Annotated in this window: 32 protein-coding genes; 31 read left to right on the top strand and 1 reads right to left on the bottom strand. The window is 32.4% G+C overall.

The genetic code is table 11. The features are described from left to right. Positions 1 to 197: 197 nt before the first annotated feature. A complete protein-coding gene (locus tag EC396_RS05910; protein WP_129365783.1) occupies positions 198 to 1,775 on the bottom strand; it encodes a hypothetical protein in 1,578 nt (525 codons plus the stop codon). Between the two features lie 271 nt (positions 1,776 to 2,046). On the opposite strand from EC396_RS05910, the gene rpsL reads away from it, so the two are divergent. The 31 genes from rpsL to EC396_RS05755 all read left to right on the top strand — a co-directional run bounded on the left by rpsL (position 2,047) and on the right by EC396_RS05755 (position 18,648). Further along, positions 2,047 to 2,421, top strand: coding sequence for a 30S ribosomal protein S12 (gene rpsL / locus EC396_RS05905; protein ID WP_129365782.1), 375 nt, complete (start codon positions 2,047 to 2,049; stop codon positions 2,419 to 2,421). A gap of 23 nt (positions 2,422 to 2,444) precedes the next feature. Further along, a complete protein-coding gene (gene rpsG / locus EC396_RS05900) occupies positions 2,445 to 2,921 on the top strand; it encodes a 30S ribosomal protein S7 (RefSeq protein WP_129365781.1) in 477 nt (158 codons plus the stop codon). Positions 2,922 to 2,930: 9 nt separating this feature from the next. Then, positions 2,931 to 5,048, top strand: a complete 2,118-nt coding sequence (gene fusA / locus EC396_RS05895) for an elongation factor G (protein ID WP_129365780.1) — start codon at positions 2,931 to 2,933, stop codon at positions 5,046 to 5,048. Between the two features lie 17 nt (positions 5,049 to 5,065). Next, entirely contained in the window at positions 5,066 to 5,371 is a 306-nt protein-coding gene (gene rpsJ, locus EC396_RS05890; RefSeq protein WP_089378517.1) for a 30S ribosomal protein S10, read from the top strand. Between the two features lie 150 nt (positions 5,372 to 5,521). After that, on the top strand, positions 5,522 to 6,139 hold the full coding sequence (gene rplC, locus EC396_RS05885) for a 50S ribosomal protein L3 (RefSeq protein ID WP_129365779.1): 618 nt from the start codon (positions 5,522 to 5,524) through the stop codon (positions 6,137 to 6,139). Continuing rightward, the gene (gene rplD / locus EC396_RS05880) at positions 6,139 to 6,768 is read left to right on the top strand and encodes a 50S ribosomal protein L4 (protein WP_129365778.1); all 630 of its coding nucleotides are present in this window, start codon (positions 6,139 to 6,141) and stop codon (positions 6,766 to 6,768) included. The genes rplC and rplD overlap by 1 nt, the downstream gene beginning before the upstream one ends. Positions 6,769 to 6,779: 11 nt before the next feature. After that, positions 6,780 to 7,070, top strand: a complete 291-nt coding sequence (rplW, locus tag EC396_RS05875) for a 50S ribosomal protein L23 (RefSeq protein WP_129365777.1) — start codon at positions 6,780 to 6,782, stop codon at positions 7,068 to 7,070. An 8-nt stretch (positions 7,071 to 7,078) separates the two neighbouring features. After that, on the top strand, positions 7,079 to 7,903 hold the full coding sequence (gene rplB / locus EC396_RS05870) for a 50S ribosomal protein L2 (RefSeq protein ID WP_129365776.1): 825 nt from the start codon (positions 7,079 to 7,081) through the stop codon (positions 7,901 to 7,903). A 7-nt stretch (positions 7,904 to 7,910) separates the two neighbouring features. Beyond that, on the top strand, positions 7,911 to 8,192 hold the full coding sequence (gene rpsS, locus EC396_RS05865) for a 30S ribosomal protein S19 (RefSeq protein WP_129365775.1): 282 nt from the start codon (positions 7,911 to 7,913) through the stop codon (positions 8,190 to 8,192). Positions 8,193 to 8,201: 9 nt separating this feature from the next. Continuing rightward, positions 8,202 to 8,612, top strand: coding sequence for a 50S ribosomal protein L22 (gene rplV, locus EC396_RS05860; RefSeq protein WP_129365774.1), 411 nt, complete (start codon positions 8,202 to 8,204; stop codon positions 8,610 to 8,612). A 6-nt stretch (positions 8,613 to 8,618) separates the two neighbouring features. Beyond that, entirely contained in the window at positions 8,619 to 9,344 is a 726-nt protein-coding gene (rpsC, locus tag EC396_RS05855; RefSeq protein ID WP_129365773.1) for a 30S ribosomal protein S3, read from the top strand. A 23-nt stretch (positions 9,345 to 9,367) separates the two neighbouring features. Further along, complete coding sequence (gene rplP, locus EC396_RS05850; RefSeq protein WP_129365772.1) at positions 9,368 to 9,796, top strand: 50S ribosomal protein L16; 429 nt, start codon at positions 9,368 to 9,370, stop codon at positions 9,794 to 9,796. Positions 9,797 to 9,811: 15 nt separating this feature from the next. After that, positions 9,812 to 10,003, top strand: coding sequence for a 50S ribosomal protein L29 (gene rpmC, locus EC396_RS05845; RefSeq protein WP_129365771.1), 192 nt, complete (start codon positions 9,812 to 9,814; stop codon positions 10,001 to 10,003). Between the two features lie 19 nt (positions 10,004 to 10,022). Beyond that, positions 10,023 to 10,280, top strand: a complete 258-nt coding sequence (gene rpsQ / locus EC396_RS05840; protein ID WP_115880843.1) for a 30S ribosomal protein S17 — start codon at positions 10,023 to 10,025, stop codon at positions 10,278 to 10,280. A 2-nt stretch (positions 10,281 to 10,282) separates the two neighbouring features. Further along, a complete protein-coding gene (gene rplN / locus EC396_RS05835; RefSeq protein WP_129365770.1) occupies positions 10,283 to 10,654 on the top strand; it encodes a 50S ribosomal protein L14 in 372 nt (123 codons plus the stop codon). A gap of 13 nt (positions 10,655 to 10,667) precedes the next feature. Continuing rightward, the gene (rplX, locus tag EC396_RS05830) at positions 10,668 to 10,973 is read left to right on the top strand and encodes a 50S ribosomal protein L24 (RefSeq protein WP_129365769.1); all 306 of its coding nucleotides are present in this window, start codon (positions 10,668 to 10,670) and stop codon (positions 10,971 to 10,973) included. 2 nt (positions 10,974 to 10,975) lie between these two features. Then, positions 10,976 to 11,527 (top strand): 50S ribosomal protein L5, encoded by a 552-nt coding sequence (gene rplE / locus EC396_RS05825; RefSeq protein ID WP_129365768.1) that lies wholly within the window; start codon positions 10,976 to 10,978, stop codon positions 11,525 to 11,527. 2 nt (positions 11,528 to 11,529) lie between these two features. Then, the gene (gene rpsN / locus EC396_RS05820; RefSeq protein WP_129365767.1) at positions 11,530 to 11,799 is read left to right on the top strand and encodes a 30S ribosomal protein S14; all 270 of its coding nucleotides are present in this window, start codon (positions 11,530 to 11,532) and stop codon (positions 11,797 to 11,799) included. Between the two features lie 61 nt (positions 11,800 to 11,860). Further along, positions 11,861 to 12,259, top strand: coding sequence for a 30S ribosomal protein S8 (rpsH, locus tag EC396_RS05815; RefSeq protein ID WP_129365766.1), 399 nt, complete (start codon positions 11,861 to 11,863; stop codon positions 12,257 to 12,259). A 17-nt stretch (positions 12,260 to 12,276) separates the two neighbouring features. Then, a complete protein-coding gene (rplF, locus tag EC396_RS05810; RefSeq protein ID WP_129365765.1) occupies positions 12,277 to 12,822 on the top strand; it encodes a 50S ribosomal protein L6 in 546 nt (181 codons plus the stop codon). 14 nt (positions 12,823 to 12,836) lie between these two features. Further along, positions 12,837 to 13,190, top strand: coding sequence for a 50S ribosomal protein L18 (gene rplR / locus EC396_RS05805; protein WP_129365764.1), 354 nt, complete (start codon positions 12,837 to 12,839; stop codon positions 13,188 to 13,190). Between the two features lie 6 nt (positions 13,191 to 13,196). Continuing rightward, positions 13,197 to 13,721, top strand: coding sequence for a 30S ribosomal protein S5 (rpsE, locus tag EC396_RS05800; protein WP_129365763.1), 525 nt, complete (start codon positions 13,197 to 13,199; stop codon positions 13,719 to 13,721). Positions 13,722 to 13,733: 12 nt separating this feature from the next. Continuing rightward, entirely contained in the window at positions 13,734 to 13,916 is a 183-nt protein-coding gene (gene rpmD, locus EC396_RS05795; protein WP_129365762.1) for a 50S ribosomal protein L30, read from the top strand. A 12-nt stretch (positions 13,917 to 13,928) separates the two neighbouring features. Beyond that, entirely contained in the window at positions 13,929 to 14,381 is a 453-nt protein-coding gene (rplO, locus tag EC396_RS05790; protein ID WP_129365761.1) for a 50S ribosomal protein L15, read from the top strand. Positions 14,382 to 14,391: 10 nt separating this feature from the next. Continuing rightward, positions 14,392 to 15,729 (top strand): preprotein translocase subunit SecY, encoded by a 1,338-nt coding sequence (gene secY / locus EC396_RS05785; protein ID WP_129365760.1) that lies wholly within the window; start codon positions 14,392 to 14,394, stop codon positions 15,727 to 15,729. Continuing rightward, complete coding sequence (infA, locus tag EC396_RS05780) at positions 15,729 to 15,944, top strand: translation initiation factor IF-1 (protein ID WP_129365759.1); 216 nt, start codon at positions 15,729 to 15,731, stop codon at positions 15,942 to 15,944. The genes secY and infA overlap by 1 nt, the downstream gene beginning before the upstream one ends. Positions 15,945 to 15,957: 13 nt before the next feature. After that, the gene (ykgO, locus tag EC396_RS05775; protein WP_129365758.1) at positions 15,958 to 16,074 is read left to right on the top strand and encodes a type B 50S ribosomal protein L36; all 117 of its coding nucleotides are present in this window, start codon (positions 15,958 to 15,960) and stop codon (positions 16,072 to 16,074) included. A 2-nt stretch (positions 16,075 to 16,076) separates the two neighbouring features. Beyond that, on the top strand, positions 16,077 to 16,451 hold the full coding sequence (gene rpsM / locus EC396_RS05770) for a 30S ribosomal protein S13 (protein WP_129365757.1): 375 nt from the start codon (positions 16,077 to 16,079) through the stop codon (positions 16,449 to 16,451). Positions 16,452 to 16,560: 109 nt separating this feature from the next. Then, positions 16,561 to 16,944: a 30S ribosomal protein S11 gene (rpsK, locus tag EC396_RS05765; RefSeq protein WP_129365756.1), complete on the top strand. Its 384-nt coding sequence runs from the start codon at positions 16,561 to 16,563 to the stop codon at positions 16,942 to 16,944. An 83-nt stretch (positions 16,945 to 17,027) separates the two neighbouring features. After that, positions 17,028 to 17,633 carry a 30S ribosomal protein S4 gene (gene rpsD, locus EC396_RS05760; protein WP_129365755.1) on the top strand — a complete coding sequence of 202 codons (606 nt, stop codon included), beginning with the start codon at positions 17,028 to 17,030 and terminating at the stop codon, positions 17,631 to 17,633. 22 nt (positions 17,634 to 17,655) lie between these two features. Further along, positions 17,656 to 18,648: a DNA-directed RNA polymerase subunit alpha gene (locus tag EC396_RS05755; protein WP_129365754.1), complete on the top strand. Its 993-nt coding sequence runs from the start codon at positions 17,656 to 17,658 to the stop codon at positions 18,646 to 18,648. Positions 18,649 to 18,686 lie beyond the last annotated feature (38 nt).

The following is an 18,686-nucleotide window of genomic DNA, read 5'->3' as shown; positions in this document are numbered from 1 at the left end:
AAAATCTTAATAATTTGTTAATAAAGCAAGTTATTATATGTTAAATTCTTAAATAATGTTAAATAAACATTAATATATGTTAAAATAGCCGATTTGCGGGTTTTGTATTGAGTATTTGAATGTTAAAATGGTATGCGAAAGGTGTGTTAAGTTGTTGTAAAGGCTCTGTTATGTTAAAATTTTAACATAATTTATTCTTAAAACGGGTAAGTTATTTTAATGTGGATTTTTGAATTGTTGATATTAAACGAGGTGTCGTAATTTGAGCCAACAGCGTAGCTTAAATTTAAAATTGTTCGTTTTGTGGTTAAAAAATAACCCAATCCTACTCCGTAAATTTGTGTTGTAGTTTGTGTGTTGATGTTATTTAGAATAGCTAAATCTGTGATGGTGTATAGGTAAGAGGTTTTATTTGTTAAATAATGATATTCAATTGTTGTTATGTTGTATTTTGATGTTAGGATGCTTTGTTCGTTAAAACCTCTTATTGAGTTGATACCGCCAATTCTGAAAAGCTCATTTTCAAATGGATTTGATGTGTTTAAAAGTTGGGTAGTTGTTTTTAGTAATATGGAATTTCGTGTATTTAAGTTTGCAATGTAGTTTGCTGATAATTCAAATATGTTTTGTTGTGTTTTTGAATTTTCACTTTTTCTATTGCCAATTAAAAAACCGGTATCAACATAAAATTTATACCTATTATTATATATCGATTTTTCTGGAATATTGAAAGTGTACGAAACACCTAACATTTTTTTTGTGAAGCTATTGGTGTTGTTGCTTGTGTTTGATGTTGATGATAGATTTGACTTTTCATTTGAGCCAGTGAGTGTAATTAGATTTTTTTGATTTATTTCGTGCCCCAACTTTATATGTCCGTTTGTATTTACATAAGAACTGTCTTGTCTGAAAATTGAAAAGCTGCCGTTAAAAATAAAATTGCTATTGAATATATATGGTGAGTTGAAGTTTAATTTTAAAGATGAATTTAAGTCTTGGGTGTTTTCCCAATGTATGCCAAATGATTCACCTTTGTTTAAAACATTGTTTAAATTTAAATCCAAATACCCATTGAACTGAATGCTACTTCTATTGTCTTCATTTGAAAAGCCGATAATACCGTCAAAATTACTATTAGATTTTTTTGTTAAATAAAGGTATAGTGAAGTGGAGTCTTTGGTAAATAATACTTCAGGTTTTTTTATTTGAGTTATAAAAGGAATTGTATTTATAAGTTCGCTTAGTTTGGTTAAATCGTTGATGTTAAAAGTTTCGTTGGTTTTGATGTTTAGGTAATGTTTTAGATATTTTTCAGGAAATTCAGGATATCCTTTAATTATAATATTGTCAACGGTTCTTTTTGAAGAAATATTTAAATTGAGTTTTGCTGATAGTAAATCATTTTGTTGCGAAATATCGCTTAAATAGATTGAAGTAAATGGGTGACCTGAATTTTCAAAATATTGAATTAATTGATAAATGGTATTTTCTATGGAGTTGAAAAAAATATCAAAATATGAATTGCTTGTATTTAAGGCTAGTTGCTTAAGTATTTTTTGGTCAATCGAATTTTCTGGATAATAAACTCTAATAATCTCTATTTTTTTATTCAGTGTAAATTCACAGTCAATAATAGAATCTTTTTCAGTTAATAAATAGGTGTTGTTAATGTAGCCTAATTTTGTAATTATTGTAGAGATAGAATCAACCTCATTTAATGCGCTTATTTTATTTGGGTGTTTCTTTATATAAGCTATTTTTTTTAAAACAGCCATATTAGTGCTGTCTTTTGAATGTACAATTAGCGTTAAGTTTTGAGCGAAAATTGTTTCAAAAGAAATAAAAAAAATGAATCCGAAGACTAAAAATTTAAGAATGCTTTTTAACATATAATTATTTACGGTGTGAAGATATAGATATCTATTTAAAAATCAATTATAAAAATAATTAAACTTGGTGTTTGGTTAACAAGAAATAATTTGTACATTTGCAGACTCTTAGAAAAGACCTAAGAAAAATAAAAGTAATTTATAACAAAATTTTAGTATGCCAACAATTTCGCAATTAGTACGAAAAGGAAGAACCAAAATAACTAAGAAGAGTAAATCGGCTGCTTTAGATTCTTGTCCTCAACGTAGAGGAGTATGTACACGTGTTTACACTACTACACCAAAAAAACCAAACTCAGCAATGCGTAAAGTTGCAAGGGTAAGGTTAACAAACGGTAATGAAGTGAACGCTTACATCCCTGGAGAAGGACATAATCTACAAGAGCACTCGATAGTATTAGTTAGAGGTGGAAGGGTTAAAGATTTACCAGGAGTTAGATATCATATTGTTCGTGGAGCATTAGATACTGCAGGTGTTGATGGAAGAACACAACGTCGCTCTAAATATGGTACAAAAGCACCTAAAAAGTAATTTAAAAACTTTAATGTAAAGACATGAGAAAAAGAGCAGCGAAAAAAAGAGTTCTTTTACCGGATCCAAAATTTAACGATCAGTTAGTTACACGTTTTGTGAACAACTTGATGTGGGATGGTAAAAAATCTGTAGCGTTCAAAGTTTTCTATGATGCACTAGACATTGTAGAACAGAAAAAACAAGATGACGAAAAGACATCATTACAAATTTGGAAAGATGCGTTGAGTAACGTAATGCCACAAGTTGAGGTTCGTAGCCGTAGAGTTGGTGGTGCAACATTCCAAATTCCATCGCAAATTAGACCAGACCGTAAGGTTTCTATCGCGATTAAATGGTTAATTTCTTATTCAAGAAAAAGAAATGAAAAATCAATGGCTCAGCGTTTAGCTGGTGAAGTATTAGCTGCTGCAAAAGAAGAAGGTGCTGCTGTTAAGAAAAGAATTGATGTTCACAAAATGGCTGATGCTAACAAAGCATTCTCTCACCTTAGATTTTAATAAATAAAGATGGCAAGAGATTTAAAATATACAAGAAACATAGGTATTGCAGCTCATATTGATGCTGGTAAAACTACGTGTACAGAGCGTATCCTTTATTATACTGGTGTTTCTCATAAAATTGGAGAGGTACATGATGGTGCTGCAACAATGGACTGGATGGAGCAAGAGCAAGAAAGAGGTATTACAATTACTTCAGCTGCTACAACTTGCGAATGGAAATTCCCAACTGAAAACGGGGAACCAACTGCAGATGCAAAAGGGTATCACTTTAACATCATTGACACTCCTGGTCACGTTGATTTTACTGTAGAGGTAAATCGTTCGTTAAGAGTTTTAGACGGATTGGTATTTTTATTTAGTGCAGTTGATGGTGTTGAGCCTCAATCTGAAACTAACTGGAGATTGGCTGATAACTATAAAGTTCCAAGAATTGGTTTCGTAAATAAAATGGACCGTCAAGGTGCAAACTTTTTAAATGTTTGTACACAAGTAAGAGAAATGTTAGGTTCTAATGCAGTGCCTATCGTTATCAATATTGGTGATGAAGAAAACTTCAAAGGAATTGTTGATTTAATTAAGAATCGTGCGGTAATTTTCCATGACCATACTATGGGAGCTACTTTCGATATTGTTGATATTCCTGAAGATTTAAAAGAAGAGGCTAAAGAATTACGTGGTAAACTTATTGAAGAAGTTGCTGCATATGATGAAAACCTTTTAGAAAAATATATGGAAGATGAAGATTCTATTACTGAAGATGAGGTGCATGCTGCGCTTCGTGCTGCTGTAATGGATATGTCTATCATTCCAATGGTTTGTGGTTCTGCATTTAAAAATAAAGGTGTTCAGTTCTTATTAGATGCTGTTTGTCGTTATTTACCTTCACCAACTGATAAAGAAGGTGTAAAAGGAATCAATCCAAATACAGAAAAAGAAGAATTACGTAAACCATCTGTTAATGAGCCGTTTGCAGCTTTAGCTTTTAAAATTGCAACAGATCCTTATGTTGGTCGTTTAGCTTTCTTTAGAGCATATTCAGGTCGTTTAGATGCTGGTTCTTATATTTTGAACAGTCGTTCTGGTAAAAAAGAACGTATCTCAAGAATTTACCAAATGCACTCTAATAAACAAAATGCTATTGATTATATCGAAGCAGGAGATATTGGTGCAGGTGTTGGATTTAAAGATATTAGAACTGGAGATACAATGTGTGATGAAAAACACCCTATTGTATTAGAGTCTATGAATTTCCCTGATCCAGTTATTGGTATCGCGGTTGAACCTAAAACAAAAGCAGACGTTGATAAATTAGGAATGGCTTTGTCTAAATTAGCTGAAGAAGATCCTACATTTACAGTAAAAACTGACGAAGCTTCAGGTCAAACAATTATTTCAGGAATGGGTGAGTTACACTTAGAAATTATTGTAGATCGTTTAAGACGTGAGTTTAAAGTAGAAGTAAATGAAGGTCAACCTCAAGTAGAATACAAAGAAGCACTTACACAAGAGACTAAACACCGTGAGTCTTATAAAAAGCAATCGGGTGGTCGTGGTAAATTTGCTGATATTCAATTTACAATGGGACCTGCAGATGATGATAAACCAGGATTGGTATTCATCAACTCTATTAAAGGTGGTAATATTCCTAAAGAGTTTATTCCTTCAGTTGAAAAAGGTTTCAAAGAAGCAATGAAGAATGGTCCTTTAGCAGGATACGAAATGGATAGTTTAAAAGTTGAATTGTTTGATGGATCTTTCCACGCGGTGGATTCGGATCAATTATCATTCGAATTAGCGGCTAAATTAGGATACAAAGCTGCAGCTAAAGGTTGTAAGCCAGTTATTCTTGAACCAATTATGAAAATTGACGTAGTAACTCCTGAAGAAAACATGGGAGATATTGTTGGAGATTTAAATAGAAGAAGAGGACAAGTAAATGCAATGGATGACAGAGCAGGTGCAAAAGTTGTAAAAGCAACAGTTCCTTTATCAGAAATGTTCGGTTATGTTACTACATTAAGAACATTGTCTTCAGGTAGAGCATCTTCTTCAATGGAATTTTCACATTATGAAGCATGTCCGTCAAATATTTCAGAAGACGTAATAGCTAAAGCAAAAGGTTAATCTCTAAATTACAAACGATGAGTCAAAAAATTAGAATAAAATTAAAATCGTACGATTACAATTTAGTAGATAAATCTGCTGAAAAAATTGTAAAAACGGTAAAAAGTACTGGAGCAGTTGTAAATGGTCCAATTCCATTACCAACTCATAAAAAAATATTTACAGTTTTGCGTTCTCCGCACGTAAATAAAAAATCTAGAGAGCAATTTCAATTGAGTTCTTACAAAAGATTATTAGACATTTATAGTTCATCATCAAAAACTATCGATGCTTTAATGAAGTTAGAATTACCAAGTGGAGTTGAAGTAGAGATTAAAGTTTAAGTACTTTAATTGTTGAAAGGCAACTTTCAATTACATGTCCGGAGCGATTGACGAAGGAAAAACGAAAAAAAATACATCAGGGTTGAAGTGTTTTTTGACCCTGTTTTTTTTGAAATAATAATAGAATAATAATAATTAAATTTAATTTAAATGTCTGGGTTAATAGGAAGAAAAATCGGTATGACCAGCTTATTTGACGCTAACGGGAAAAACATTCCTTGTACAGTAGTTGAAGCAGGTCCATGCGTTGTCACCCAAGTCAGAACTAAAGAAGTAGACGGTTATAAAGCGTTACAACTTGGTTTCGATGACAAGAAGGCAAAAAGCTCTAATAAAGCTTTAGATGGTCACTTTAAGAAAGCTGGTACCACTGCCAAGAAAAAAGTTGTTGAATTTGTTGATTTTACTGAAGAGTACAAATTAGGAGATGAAATAACAGTAGAATTATTTACTGAAGGAGAATTTGTTGATGTTTCAGCAAACTCTAAAGGTAAAGGTTTTCAAGGTGTTGTAAAACGCCACGGTTTTGCCGGTGTAGGTCAAGCAACACACGGTCAACATAACCGTTTAAGAGCTCCAGGTTCAGTAGGTGCTGCATCTTATCCAGCTAGAGTATTCAAAGGAATGCGTATGGCAGGTAGAATGGGAGGAAACAAAGTTACAGTTCAAAATTTAAGAGTTTTAAAAGTAGTTCCTGAAAAGAATTTACTTGTTATCAAAGGAGCAATTCCTGGACATAAAAACGCTTACGTAATTATTCAGAAATAATGGAAGTATCAGTTTTAGACATACATGGAAAAGATACAGGTAGAAAAGTTGAACTTTCTGATGCTGTATATGGAATAGAGCCAAATGACCATGCTGTTTACTTAGATGTAAAACAGTTTTTGGCTAACAAAAGACAAGGAACTCACAAAGCCAAAGAAAGAGCTGAGATTTCTGGAAGTACTAGAAAAATTAAAAAACAAAAAGGTACTGGTACCGCTCGTGCAGGTAGTATAAAATCTCCTGTATTTAGAGGTGGAGGACGTGTTTTTGGTCCAAGACCAAAAGATTATTCTTTTAAATTGAATAAAAATTTAAAAAGATTAGCACGTAAATCAGCATTAAGTATTCAAGCAAAAGAGAACAATATTGTAGTTTTAGAAGACTTCAATTTTGAAACTCCAAAAACGAAAAACTTCATTGCGATTTTAGAAGCATTTGGCATCGAAAACAAAAAATCACTTTTTGTGTTGGCTGAGTCAAATAATAACGTATATTTGTCATCGCGTAATTTGAAAAAGTCAAAAACTGTAACAAGCACAGGGTTAAGTACTTACGAATTATTGAATGCAAATAAAATAATCCTTTCTGAAAGTTCTTTAGAAGGTATTGAATTAAATTTAAGTAAATAGGTCTCGCAGATATGAATATTTTAATAAAACCTATTATAACGGAAAAAGCAACAAACAATAGTGAATTATTTAATCGCTACTCTTTTGTTGTGAATAAGAAAGCTAACAAACTTGAAATTAAAAATGCTGTAGAAAAAGCTTACGGTGTTACAATTAAAAGTGTTAAGACAATGAATTATCCTGTTCAACGCAATACAAAATACACTAAAAGTGGAATTGTACAAGCTATGAAAGGTGCTTATAAAAAAGCAATTGTTCAGTTGGCTGAAGGGGAAAACATTGATTTTTATAGCAATATATAATAAACAAAATGTCAGTTAGAAAATTAAAACCAATAACACCAGGTCAGCGTTTTAGAGTTGTAAATGGGTTCGACACCATTACGACTGATAAGCCGGAGAAAAGTTTACTTACTTCGAATAAAAGATCTGGAGGTCGAAACAACAAAGGGAAAATGACTATGCGCTACATTGGTGGTGGTCATAAAAAACAATATCGTATTATTGATTTCAAAAGAAATAAAAACGGTATCCCTGCAACAGTTAAAACAATTGAGTATGATCCAAACCGTACAGCATTTATAGCTTTGCTAAACTATGCTGATGGTGAGAAAAGATATATCATTGCTCAAAATGGTTTACAAGTTGGACAAACAGTAATGTCTGGTGAAGGAGCTACTCCTGACGTAGGTAATACTATGTTGTTAAGTGAAATTCCATTAGGAACAACTATTTCTTGTATTGAGTTACATCCTGGTCAAGGAGCTGTTATGGCTCGTAGTGCTGGATCATTTGCTCAATTAATGGCAAGAGATGGTAAATATGCAACTGTTAAATTGCCATCAGGTGAAACAAGAATGATTCTTTTAACTTGTTCGGCTACAATAGGTGTTGTGTCAAATTCAGATCATCAATTATTAGTTTCAGGTAAAGCTGGTAGAAGTCGTTGGTTAGGTAGAAGACCAAGAACTAGACCAGTTGTTATGAACCCTGTAGATCATCCAATGGGTGGTGGTGAAGGAAAATCATCAGGAGGACATCCTAGATCTAGAAACGGAATACCTGCAAAAGGATTCAAGACAAGATCTAAGACCAAAGCGAGTAATAAGTATATTATAGAACGTAGAAAAAAATAATTGATATATGGCACGTTCATTAAAAAAAGGACCTTACGTTTCTCATAAACTTGAGAAAAAAATACAAGTAAATCTTGAATCTGGTAAGAAATCAGTAATCAAAACTTGGTCAAGAGCCTCTATGATTACACCAGATTCAGTGGGACAAACAATTGCAGTTCACAACGGTCGTCAATTTGTACCTGTTTATGTAACTGAAAATATGGTAGGTCATAAATTAGGAGAGTTTTCGCCAACACGTTCTTACAGAGGACATGGTGCAGACAAAAAAAATAAAGGTAAAAAATAGTAGGAAATCATGGGAGTTCGAAAAAAAATAAGAGCACAGCAGATAAAAGAGGAGAAAAAGCAAGTAGCTTTTGCTAAGCTTACGGGGTGTCCTACATCACCAAGAAAAATGCGTTTAGTTGCAGATTTAGTTAGAGGAGTTGAAGTTGAAAAAGCACTTCAAATTTTAAAATTTAACGTAAAAGAAGCATCTATTAATTTAGAAAAATTATTATTGAGTGCCATTTCAAACTGGCAAGCAAAAAATGAAGATGCATCTATTGAAGAAGCAGGTTTATTTGTAAAAGAAATTTTTGTAGACAGCGCAGGAATGTTAAAAAGATTAAGACCAGCACCACAAGGTCGTGCACACAGAATTAGAAAACGTTCTAATCACGTGACTTTAGTCTTAGGAAGTAAAAATGTTAGCAATCAATCATAAGTAGAAATGGGACAAAAAACAAATCCAATAGGAAATCGTTTAGGAATTATCAGAGGATGGGAATCTAACTGGTATGGAGGAAGAAACTACGGAGATAAAATTGCTGAAGATTATAAGATAAGAGAGTATGTAAATGCTCGTTTATCTAAAGCAAGTGTTTCATCGGTAATTATTGAGCGTACGCTTAGACTTGTAACCGTTACTATCACTACTGCTAGACCTGGTATTATTATCGGTAAAGGTGGTCAAGAGGTAGACAAGTTAAAAGAAGAGCTTAAAAAAATTACAGGTAAAGAAGTTCAGATCAATATATTTGAAATTAAACGTCCAGAATTAGACGCAAAACTTGTAGGAGCTAGTATTGCTCGTCAAATCGAAAATAGAATTTCTTACAGAAGAGCTATTAAGATGGCAATTGCAGCTACAATGCGTATGAATGCTGAAGGTATTAAAGTTCAAATTTCAGGTCGTTTGAATGGTGCAGAAATGGCACGTTCTGAACACTACAAAGAAGGAAGAATTCCTCTTTCTACCTTTAGAGCAGATGTTGACTATGCACTTGCTGAAGCCCATACTACTTATGGCCGTTTAGGTGTAAAAGTATGGATTATGAAAGGCGAAGTTTATGGAAAAAGAGAGTTATCTCCATTAGTAGGACTTTCTAAAAAACAAGCGAAGGGTGGTAATGAAAAACCAGCTGGAAGAAAACCACAAACTCGTAAAAGAAAATAAATTTTTAAAATTTAGAAAGTAAAATGTTACAGCCAAAGAGAGTTAAATATCGTAAAGTACAGAAAGGGAAGGGCGCAATGAGTGGAAACTCAAATAGAGGTCACCAACTTTCTAACGGAATGTTTGGTATCAAAGCTTTAGAACAAGACTTACTTACATCTCGTCAAATCGAAGCAGCGCGTATTGCAGCAACTCGTCATATGAAAAGAGAAGGTCAATTATGGATTAAAATATTTCCAGATAAACCTATTACCAAAAAACCATTAGAAGTACGTATGGGTAAAGGTAAAGGTGCTCCAGAATATTTTGTAGCCGTAGTAAAACCAGGTAGAATAATGTTCGAAGTAGGTGGAGTACCTGAGCACGTTGCGAAAGAAGCTTTACGTTTAGCAGCACAAAAACTTCCAGTGAAAACTAAGTTAGTTGTAGCTAGAGATTTTGATAACGCATAATAACCGATTCAAAAAATGAAACAATCAGAAATTATAGAATTATCAACTGAAGAGTTAAAAGAGCAACTTGGAAGTTTAAAGAAGAACTATACAGATCTAAAAATGGCTCACGCTATTTCACCGTTGGAAACTCCGTTGCAATTGAGAGCACTTAGAAGAACTGTAGCACGTGTAGCTACTGAATTAACTAAAAGAGAATTACAATAATTGTATTCAGAAGTAAAAGATGGAAAAAAGAAATCTTAGAAAAGAGAGAATAGGTGTAGTTTCTAGTAATAAAATGGAGAAATCTATTGTTGTTGCTGAAGTTAAAAAAGTAAAGCACCCTATGTACGGAAAATTCGTGTTAAGTACTAAAAAGTACGTTGCACACGATGAGAAAAATGATTGCAATATTGGAGACACTGTTAGAATAATGGAAACTCGTCCAATGAGTAAATCAAAACGTTGGAGATTAGTAGAAATCCTAGAAAGAGCTAAATAATTATGTTACAGACAGAATCAAGATTAAGAGTAGCAGATAATACTGGCGCGAAAGAAGTTTTAGTAATTCGTGTTTTAGGAGGAACTAAAAAACGATATGCAACTATTGGTGACAAAATTGTTGTAGCTGTAAAAGCTGCAACACCTAACGGAAACGTTAAAAAAGGTCAAGTTGCCAAAGCTGTTGTTGTTAGAACGAAGAAAGAAATTAGAAGAAAAGACGGTTCTTATATCCGTTTTGACGACAATGCTTGTGTATTGATCGACAATACTTCTGGTGAAATGAAAGGGACTCGTGTATTCGGTCCTGTTGCAAGAGAACTTCGTGAGAAACAATTTATGAAGATTGTATCATTAGCACCTGAAGTGCTTTAATAAACTTATAGATATGAAGTTAAAGATAAAATCAGGAGATACTGTTAGAGTAATGGCAGGTGATCATAAAGGTGAAGAAGGGAAAGTAGTTACTATTATTCCTAATAAAAACAGAGCAATTGTTGAAGGTGTCAATATGATATCTAAACATACAAAACCTAGCGCACAAAATCCTCAAGGAGGAATTGTAAAAAAGGAAGCTTCAATAGATATTTCTAATTTAATGTTACTTGAAAATGGAGTACCAACTAAAGTAGGTTTTAGAATTGAAGGAGAGAAAAAAGTTAGGTTCTCAAAAAAATCTGATAAAGCAATTTAGAGATGGCTTATATACCAAGACTTAAAGAAGAATATAAGACAAGAGTTATAAAAACTCTTTCTGAAGAATTTAGCTACAAAAATGTAATGCAGGTTCCTAAATTACAAAAAATTGTAATTAGTAAAGGAGTTGGTGCTGCTGTAGCTGATAAGAAATTAATTGATTACGCTGTTGAAGAATTGACTAAAATTTCTGGTCAAAAAGCAATTTCAACAATATCTAAAAAAGACGTTGCTACCTTTAAATTACGTAAAGGTATGCCAATTGGTGCAAAAGTTACTTTAAGAGGTGATAAAATGTACGAATTTTTAGATAGATTGGTTACTGCATCTTTACCTCGTGTAAGAGATTTCAACGGAATCAAAGAAAATGGTTTTGATGGTAGAGGAAACTACAATTTAGGTATTACTGAACAAATCATTTTCCCTGAAATTGATATTGATAAAGTAAACAAAATTAGTGGTATGGATATTACATTTGTAACATCTGCTCCAACTGATAAAGAAGCAAAATCATTATTAACGGAATTAGGTTTACCATTTAAAAAGAATTAAGGATGGCTAAAGAATCAATGAAAGCCCGTGAGGTTAAAAGAAAAAAGGTAGTTGCAAAATATGCTGAAAAACGTAAAGCTTTAAAAGAAGCTGGAGATTATGAAGCGTTACAAAAATTACCTAAAAATGCTTCTCCAATTCGTGTACACAACCGTTGTAAATTAACTGGAAGACCTAAAGGGTACATGAGACAGTTTGGAATTTCACGTGTAACATTTCGTGAAATGGCTAACCAAGGTTTAATACCTGGAGTTAAAAAAGCTAGTTGGTAAAAATATAAATTGGTTTTAGGTTCAAAATAATTTTGAAAACCAAAACCGCAAATAAATAAGAATGATTACAGATCCAATCGCAGATTATCTAACAAGAGTTAGAAACGCAATTATGGCGGGGCATAGAGTTGTAGAGATACCAGCTTCGAACATAAAAAAAGAAATAACTAAGATTTTATTTGATCAAGGTTATATTTTAAGCTATAAATTTGAAGCTGACAAAGTTCAGGGTACTATCAAAATAGCTTTAAAATATGACAAAGAAACTAAATCTTCAGTTATAAAAAAGTTACAACGTATTAGTACACCTGGTTTACGTAAATATGTTGGTGCTGATGAAATGCCACGTGTTTTAAACGGGTTAGGAATCGCAATAGTTTCAACATCTAAAGGTGTTATGACTGGTAAAAAAGCTAGTCAAGAGCATGTAGGTGGTGAAGTTTTATGTTTTGTATATTAATAAAGAACTAAACAAAGATGTCAAGAATAGGAAAAAACCCAATAACTATACCAGCAGGTGTTACATTAGAAATTAATGATAATGTAGTTACTGTTAAAGGTCAATTGGGAGCGTTAACGCAAGAAATTAAAGATGATATTACTGTTAAAGTTGAAGAAGGATCAATTATTTTAGAACGTCCTTCAGATAGTATAATCCATAAAACTAACCATGGTTTATACAGAGCTTTATTAAATAATATGGTTGAAGGAGTTTCAAAAGGATGGACTAAAAAATTAGAATTAGTTGGTGTTGGATATAGAGCAAGTAACGAAGGTCAAGTATTGGATCTTGCTTTAGGATTTTCTCACAACATTATTCTTGAAGTTGCTCCAGAAGTAAAAGTTGAAACAATTTCAGAAAAAGGGAAAAACCCAATCGTAGTATTAACTTCATTTGACAAGCAATTGGTAGGTGCTGTAGCTGCAAAGATTCGTTCTTTCCGTGTTCCAGAACCGTACAAAGGTAAAGGAGTTAAATTTGTAGGTGAAATATTAAGAAGAAAAGCAGGTAAATCTGCATAATAATATAAAGTATTATGGCATTATCAAAGCTTGAAAGAAGAGTTAGAATTAAGCATAGAGTAAGAAAAGTTGTTTTTGGTACAGCTACTAGACCTAGATTATCGGTTTTTAGAAGTAACAAAGAAATTTATGCTCAATTAGTAGATGACAATACAGGTACAACGTTGGTTTCTGTTTCATCTAGAGATAAAGAAATTGAAGCTACAGGTTCAAAATTAGAAATTGCAAAAGTGGTAGGTAAAAATATCGCAGAAAAAGCAATTAAAGCTGGTGTTGAAGGTGTTTCATTTGATAGAAATGGATTTTTGTATCACGGTAGAGTTAAAGCTCTAGCAGACGCTGCAAGAGAAGCAGGATTAAAATTTTAGTAAATTATGTATCATAAATACAATAACGTAGAAAGAGTTAAACCTAGTGGGTTAGAACTTCAAGATCATTTAGTAGGAGTAAACAGAGTTACTAAAGTTACAAAAGGTGGTAGAGCTTTCGGTTTTTCAGCTATTGTTGTAGTTGGAGATGGAAACGGTGTAGTTGGACACGGTTTAGGTAAATCTAAAGATGTGGCTTCAGCTATTGCAAAAGCTATAGAAGATGCTAAGAAAAACTTAGTTAGAATTCCTATCATCAAACAAACTTTACCTCATGAACAAAAAGGTAAATTTGGAGGAGCAAGAGTATTTTTAAAACCAGCTTCTCATGGTACAGGAGTTATTGCTGGTGGTGCAGTACGTGCGGTTCTTGATTCAGTTGGAGTACATGATGTACTTTCAAAATCTCAAGGTTCGTCAAATCCTCACAACGTTGTAAAAGCAACTTTTGATGCTTTGTTACAATTACGTAGTGCAAGTATGATCGCTAAAGAAAGAGGAATTTCTTTAGAAAAAGTATTTAACGGATAAAAGCAAGGTACGATGGCAAAAATAAGAGTAACACAAGTAAAAAGTAAAATTAGACGTCCTGAAAGTCAAAAAAGAACTTTAGAGGCGTTAGGTTTACGTAAGATGAATCAAGTAGTTGAGCATGAAGCTACTCCTTCAATCCTTGGAATGGTAAATACAGTTAAACACTTAATTTCTGTTGAAGAAGTTAAATAACAATTTATAGAGATGACATTAAATAACTTAAAACCAGCTTCTGGTTCAGTTAAAAATCAAGGTAAACGTGTAGGTAGAGGTCAAGGATCTGGAAAAGGTGGTACTGCTACTAGAGGTCACAAAGGTGCTAAATCTCGTTCAGGATATTCTAGAAAAGTAGGATTTGAAGGAGGTCAAATGCCTTTGCAAAGACGTGTGCCAAAATTTGGTTTCAATAATATCAACCGTGTAGAATATGTTGGTGTAAACTTACATAAATTACAAGAATTAGTTGATAATAACAAAATTACTGACACAGTAACTTTTGATATATTAGTTGAAAATCGTTTAGCTCGTAAAAATGACTTAGTAAAAATATTAGGTTATGGTGAGTTAAAAGCAAAATTAAATGTAACAGTTCATAAATTTACAGCAACTGCAAAAGCCGCTATTGAAAATGCAGGTGGAACAGCTGAAACGTTATAATTTATAATAGATGAAAAAATTCATACAAACCATTAAAGACATTTGGATAATAGAAGAACTTAGAAATAAGATTTTATTAACACTTGGATTTATGGCAATTTATCGTTTTGCTGCTCAAGTTCCACTTCCTGGTATTGATATTACTGTTGCGCAAGCTGCATTAAAAGGTCAAACTAGTGGAGGAGGAATTTTAGGAATTTTAGATATGTTTACGGGTGGTGCCTTTGCAAAAGCTTCTGTTGTAGCATTGGGTATTATGCCTTACATTTCTGCTTCTATTGTAGTTCAACTGATGGGAATAGCAGTACCATATTTGCAAAAACTTCAAAAAGATGGTGAAAGTGGTAGAAAGAAAATCAATCAAATTACGCGTTGGTTAACAATTGCAATCACAATGGTTCAAGGACCTGCTTATATTACCAATATTTATCAGTTAATTCCATCATCTGCGTTTTACATTAGTGGATCAATGTTTTGGATTACTTCAATGATAATTTTAACTGCAGGAACCATTTTTGCAATGTGGCTTGGAGAAAAAATTACAGATAAAGGAATTGGTAATGGTATTTCATTATTAATTATGATTGGTATTATTGCACGTTTTCCTGCATCATTTATTCAAGAAGTTGTTTCTAAAGTATCTGCTTCAAATGGTGGTTTGATTATGTTGTTAATTGAAATTATTATTTGGTTCTTAGTAATACTTGTTTGTATTTATTTAGTGACTGCTGTTAGAAAAATACCAGTTCAATATGCACGCAAGACTGTTGCTGGTAATATTAAAAATGTTGCTACTGGAGCAAGAGATTATATTCCATTAAAATTAAATTCATCAGGTGTAATGCCAATTATTTTTGCACAGGCTATCATGTTTGCACCTGCTTTATTAGCAAGTTCAAATAATGAAACTGTAAAATCAATTGGAATTCATTTTACAAATATGTTTGGATGGTGGTATAATTTATTATTTGCTTTGTTAATCATAATTTTTAGTTATTTTTACACCGCAATTACAATACCAACTAATAAAATGGCTGATGATTTAAAAAGAAGTGGAGGATTTATACCTGGAATAAGACCAGGTAAAGATACCGGTGATTTATTAGATAGAATATTATCTTTAATTACTTTTCCTGGATCTTTGTTTTTAGCATTGGTTGCAATTTTGCCAGCTATTGTTATCAACTTTGGTTTAACACAATCTTGGGCATTATTTTATGGTGGAACATCATTGTTAATTATGGTTGGTGTTGCCATCGATACAATACAACAAATTAATTCTCATTTATTAAATCGTCATTATGATGGTTTAATGAAAAAGGGAACTAAAAGAAAATCAATAGCATAATGGCAAAACAATCAGCCATACAACAAGACGGAACAATTACAGAAGCATTATCTAATGCGATGTTTCGTGTAGAGTTGGAAAACGGACACGTAGTAACTGCACATATATCAGGTAAAATGCGTATGCATTATATTAAATTATTGCCTGGAGATAAAGTAAAGTTAGAAATGAGTCCTTACGATTTAACAAAAGCAAGAATTACTTACAGATATTAAAGTATAGAATACGATGAAAGTTAGAACATCAGTAAAAAAGAGAAGTGCCGAGTGCAAGATTGTACGAAGAAAAGGCAGATTATATGTAATCAATAAAATGAATCCTAGATTTAAACAAAGACAAGGATAGTTATGGCAAGAATAGCAGGTATTGATATTCCAAAAAATAAAAGAGGTGTTATCTCATTAACATACATTTTTGGAATTGGTAAAAGCAGAGCTAAAGAAATATTAGCTGCAGCAAAAGTTGATGAAAATACTAAAGTTCAAGATTGGACTGATGATGAAATTCATAACATTCGTGAACAAGTTGGAGATTTTACTATCGAAGGTGAGTTACGTTCTGAAATTCAACTAAGTATTAAACGTTTAATGGATATTGGTTGTTACAGAGGTATTCGTCACAGATCAGGATTGCCTTTGAGAGGTCAAAGAACCAAAAACAATTCTAGAACTAGAAAAGGTAAACGTAAAACTGTAGCTAACAAGAAAAAAGCAACTAAATAATAAATAATAGGCGTTAGTCACCTAGTGATTAGAAGTTAGATGAATCTGTTTGAAATAGAAATGTTTAGGATTCTAACAACTAAAAACTAACAACTGAAAACTAAAGAATATGGCGAAAGCAAGTACTAAAAAACGTAAAGTTATTGTTGAAGCAGTTGGTGAAGCACACATTACAGCTTCATTTAACAATATTATTATTTCACTTACCAATAAAAAAGGTGATGTGATTTCTTGGTCATCGGCTGGGAAAATGGGATTTAGAGGTTCAAAAAAGAACACTCCTTATGCTGCTCAATTAGCTGCTGAAGATTGTGCAAAAGTTGCGCACGAAGCAGGTATGAGAAAAGTAAAAGTTTATGTGAAAGGACCAGGTAATGGTAGAGAATCTGCAATTAGATCAATTCATAATTTAGGAATTGAAGTATCTGAGATTATCGATATTACTCCAATGCCTCACAATGGATGTAGACCTCCAAAAAGAAGAAGAGTTTAATAAATAATAAATTTTAACCGATAGGATTGTTTGATTATCGAAGGAAAGCCTTAATTCATAATCCCTATCATAATTAATTAAAAATGGCAAGATATACAGGACCAAAAACTAAAATTGCTCGTAAATTTGGCGAGGCAATATTTGGAGATGATAAAGCTTTTGAAAAAAGAAATTATCCTCCAGGACAACACGGAGCTAACAAACGTAGAGGAAAAAAATCTGAATACGCAATCCAGTTAGAAGAAAAACAAAAAGCTAAATATACTTATGGTATTTTAGAAAGACAATTTTCTAACCTTTTCAAAAAAGCATCTGCATCTACTGGTGTAACTGGTGAAATTTTGTTACAACTTTGTGAATCTCGTTTAGATAACGTTGTTTTCAGATTGGGAATTGCACCATCTCGTAGTGCAGCTCGTCAGTTAGTGTCTCACCGTCATATTACTGTAAACGGTGAATTGGTAAACATTCCATCTTATTCTTTAAACGCTGGTGATGTTGTTGCTGTTAGAGAAAAATCTAAATCGTTAGTAGCTATTGATGATTCTTTGGCAAAAAATAGTAACGTTTACGAATGGCTTACTTGGAATTCTGATACCAAACAAGGTAATTTTGTTAGTGTACCAGAAAGAGTTCAAATTCCAGAAAATATCAAAGAACAATTAATAGTAGAGTTATACTCTAAATAATTTTAAAGATACCAATTCAATTATGGCAATTTTAAATTTTCAAAAGCCCGATAAAGTGATAATGATTGATTCTACCGATTTTCAAGGTAGATTCGAGTTTAGACCGTTAGAACCAGGTTTTGGTTTAACAGTTGGTAACGCATTAAGACGTGTATTGCTTTCTTCACTTGAAGGTTTTGCAATTACTTCACTTCGTATTGAAGGAGTTGAACACGAATTTTCGACTATTCCAGGTGTTGTTGAAGACGTAACTGAAATTATTTTAAACTTAAAGCAAGTTCGTTTTAAAAAGCAAATTGACGATTCTGAAAGAGAAACTATCAATGTTACTATTTCAAATCAAAATCAATTAACTGCTGGTGATTTGCAAAAATATATTTCAAGTTTTCAAGTACTAAATCACGATTTAGTAATTTGTAACATGGAAAAATCAGTTTCGTTATCTTTCGAAATTACAGTTGAAAAGGGTAGAGGTTTTGTGCCTGCTGAAGAAAATAAAAAATCTGGAGTAGCTTTAGGAACAATTTTTACAGACTCTATTTTTACACCTATAAAAAATGTAAAATATGCTGTTGAAAACTTTCGTGTAGAACAAAAAACCGATTACGAAAAATTAGTTTTTGATATTACAAGTGATGGTTCTATCGCTCCAAAAGATGCCTTAACTGAAGCTGCAAAAATATTAATCCATCACTTTATGTTATTCTCTGATGAGCGTATTACTTTAGAAGCTGATGAGATTGCTCAAACTGAAACTTATGATGAAGAATCTTTACATATGCGTCAGTTATTGAAAACAAAATTAGTGGATATGGATTTATCTGTAAGAGCATTAAATTGTTTAAAAGCAGCTGAAGTTGATACTTTGGGAGACTTGGTATCATTCAATAAAAACGACTTGATGAAGTTCCGTAACTTTGGAAAAAAATCTTTAACTGAATTAGATGAGTTAGTTCATAATAAAGGTTTAAATTTTGGTATGGATTTAAGCAAATATAAATTAGACAAAGATTAATTAAACAATTGTTTTAATTAAGTTAAGATAGAATAGAA

It is taken from the genome of Lutibacter sp. HS1-25, assembly GCF_004121075.1.
Lineage (GTDB): Bacteria > Bacteroidota > Bacteroidia > Flavobacteriales > Flavobacteriaceae > Lutibacter.
Note: the sequence above shows the minus strand (reverse complement) of the source record. Positions and strands in the feature narration are given on the sequence as shown.

Excerpts from the sequence above, each read along its gene's own strand:
- rpsM (WP_129365757.1), top strand. The coding sequence starts at position 16,077 with ATGGCAAGAATAGCAGGTATTGATATTCCAAAAAATAAAAGAGGTGTT.
- rplE (WP_129365768.1), top strand. The coding sequence starts at position 10,976 with ATGGCTTATATACCAAGACTTAAAGAAGAATATAAGACAAGAGTTATA.
- fusA (WP_129365780.1), top strand. The coding sequence starts at position 2,931 with ATGGCAAGAGATTTAAAATATACAAGAAACATAGGTATTGCAGCTCAT.
- secY (WP_129365760.1), top strand. The coding sequence starts at position 14,392 with ATGAAAAAATTCATACAAACCATTAAAGACATTTGGATAATAGAAGAA.
- rplF (WP_129365765.1), top strand. The coding sequence starts at position 12,277 with ATGTCAAGAATAGGAAAAAACCCAATAACTATACCAGCAGGTGTTACA.
- rpsQ (WP_115880843.1), top strand. The coding sequence starts at position 10,023 with ATGGAAAAAAGAAATCTTAGAAAAGAGAGAATAGGTGTAGTTTCTAGT.
- rpsD (WP_129365755.1), top strand. The coding sequence starts at position 17,028 with ATGGCAAGATATACAGGACCAAAAACTAAAATTGCTCGTAAATTTGGC.
- EC396_RS05755 (WP_129365754.1), top strand. The coding sequence starts at position 17,656 with ATGGCAATTTTAAATTTTCAAAAGCCCGATAAAGTGATAATGATTGAT.
- rpmC (WP_129365771.1), top strand. The coding sequence starts at position 9,812 with ATGAAACAATCAGAAATTATAGAATTATCAACTGAAGAGTTAAAAGAG.
- rpsK (WP_129365756.1), top strand. The coding sequence starts at position 16,561 with ATGGCGAAAGCAAGTACTAAAAAACGTAAAGTTATTGTTGAAGCAGTT.
- rplO (WP_129365761.1), top strand. The coding sequence starts at position 13,929 with ATGACATTAAATAACTTAAAACCAGCTTCTGGTTCAGTTAAAAATCAA.
- rpsH (WP_129365766.1), top strand. The coding sequence starts at position 11,861 with ATGATTACAGATCCAATCGCAGATTATCTAACAAGAGTTAGAAACGCA.
- rplW (WP_129365777.1), top strand. The coding sequence starts at position 6,780 with ATGAATATTTTAATAAAACCTATTATAACGGAAAAAGCAACAAACAAT.
- infA (WP_129365759.1), top strand. The coding sequence starts at position 15,729 with ATGGCAAAACAATCAGCCATACAACAAGACGGAACAATTACAGAAGCA.
- rpmD (WP_129365762.1), top strand. The coding sequence starts at position 13,734 with ATGGCAAAAATAAGAGTAACACAAGTAAAAAGTAAAATTAGACGTCCT.
- rpsL (WP_129365782.1), top strand. The coding sequence starts at position 2,047 with ATGCCAACAATTTCGCAATTAGTACGAAAAGGAAGAACCAAAATAACT.
- rplX (WP_129365769.1), top strand. The coding sequence starts at position 10,668 with ATGAAGTTAAAGATAAAATCAGGAGATACTGTTAGAGTAATGGCAGGT.
- rpsS (WP_129365775.1), top strand. The coding sequence starts at position 7,911 with ATGGCACGTTCATTAAAAAAAGGACCTTACGTTTCTCATAAACTTGAG.
- rplR (WP_129365764.1), top strand. The coding sequence starts at position 12,837 with ATGGCATTATCAAAGCTTGAAAGAAGAGTTAGAATTAAGCATAGAGTA.
- EC396_RS05910 (WP_129365783.1), bottom strand. The coding sequence starts at position 1,775 with ATGGCTGTTTTAAAAAAAATAGCTTATATAAAGAAACACCCAAATAAA.
- rplN (WP_129365770.1), top strand. The coding sequence starts at position 10,283 with ATGTTACAGACAGAATCAAGATTAAGAGTAGCAGATAATACTGGCGCG.
- rplC (WP_129365779.1), top strand. The coding sequence starts at position 5,522 with ATGTCTGGGTTAATAGGAAGAAAAATCGGTATGACCAGCTTATTTGAC.
- rplB (WP_129365776.1), top strand. The coding sequence starts at position 7,079 with ATGTCAGTTAGAAAATTAAAACCAATAACACCAGGTCAGCGTTTTAGA.
- rplD (WP_129365778.1), top strand. The coding sequence starts at position 6,139 with ATGGAAGTATCAGTTTTAGACATACATGGAAAAGATACAGGTAGAAAA.
- rpsE (WP_129365763.1), top strand. The coding sequence starts at position 13,197 with ATGTATCATAAATACAATAACGTAGAAAGAGTTAAACCTAGTGGGTTA.
- rplV (WP_129365774.1), top strand. The coding sequence starts at position 8,202 with ATGGGAGTTCGAAAAAAAATAAGAGCACAGCAGATAAAAGAGGAGAAA.
- rpsG (WP_129365781.1), top strand. The coding sequence starts at position 2,445 with ATGAGAAAAAGAGCAGCGAAAAAAAGAGTTCTTTTACCGGATCCAAAA.
- rpsC (WP_129365773.1), top strand. The coding sequence starts at position 8,619 with ATGGGACAAAAAACAAATCCAATAGGAAATCGTTTAGGAATTATCAGA.
- rpsJ (WP_089378517.1), top strand. The coding sequence starts at position 5,066 with ATGAGTCAAAAAATTAGAATAAAATTAAAATCGTACGATTACAATTTA.
- rplP (WP_129365772.1), top strand. The coding sequence starts at position 9,368 with ATGTTACAGCCAAAGAGAGTTAAATATCGTAAAGTACAGAAAGGGAAG.
- rpsN (WP_129365767.1), top strand. The coding sequence starts at position 11,530 with ATGGCTAAAGAATCAATGAAAGCCCGTGAGGTTAAAAGAAAAAAGGTA.
- ykgO (WP_129365758.1), top strand. The coding sequence starts at position 15,958 with ATGAAAGTTAGAACATCAGTAAAAAAGAGAAGTGCCGAGTGCAAGATT.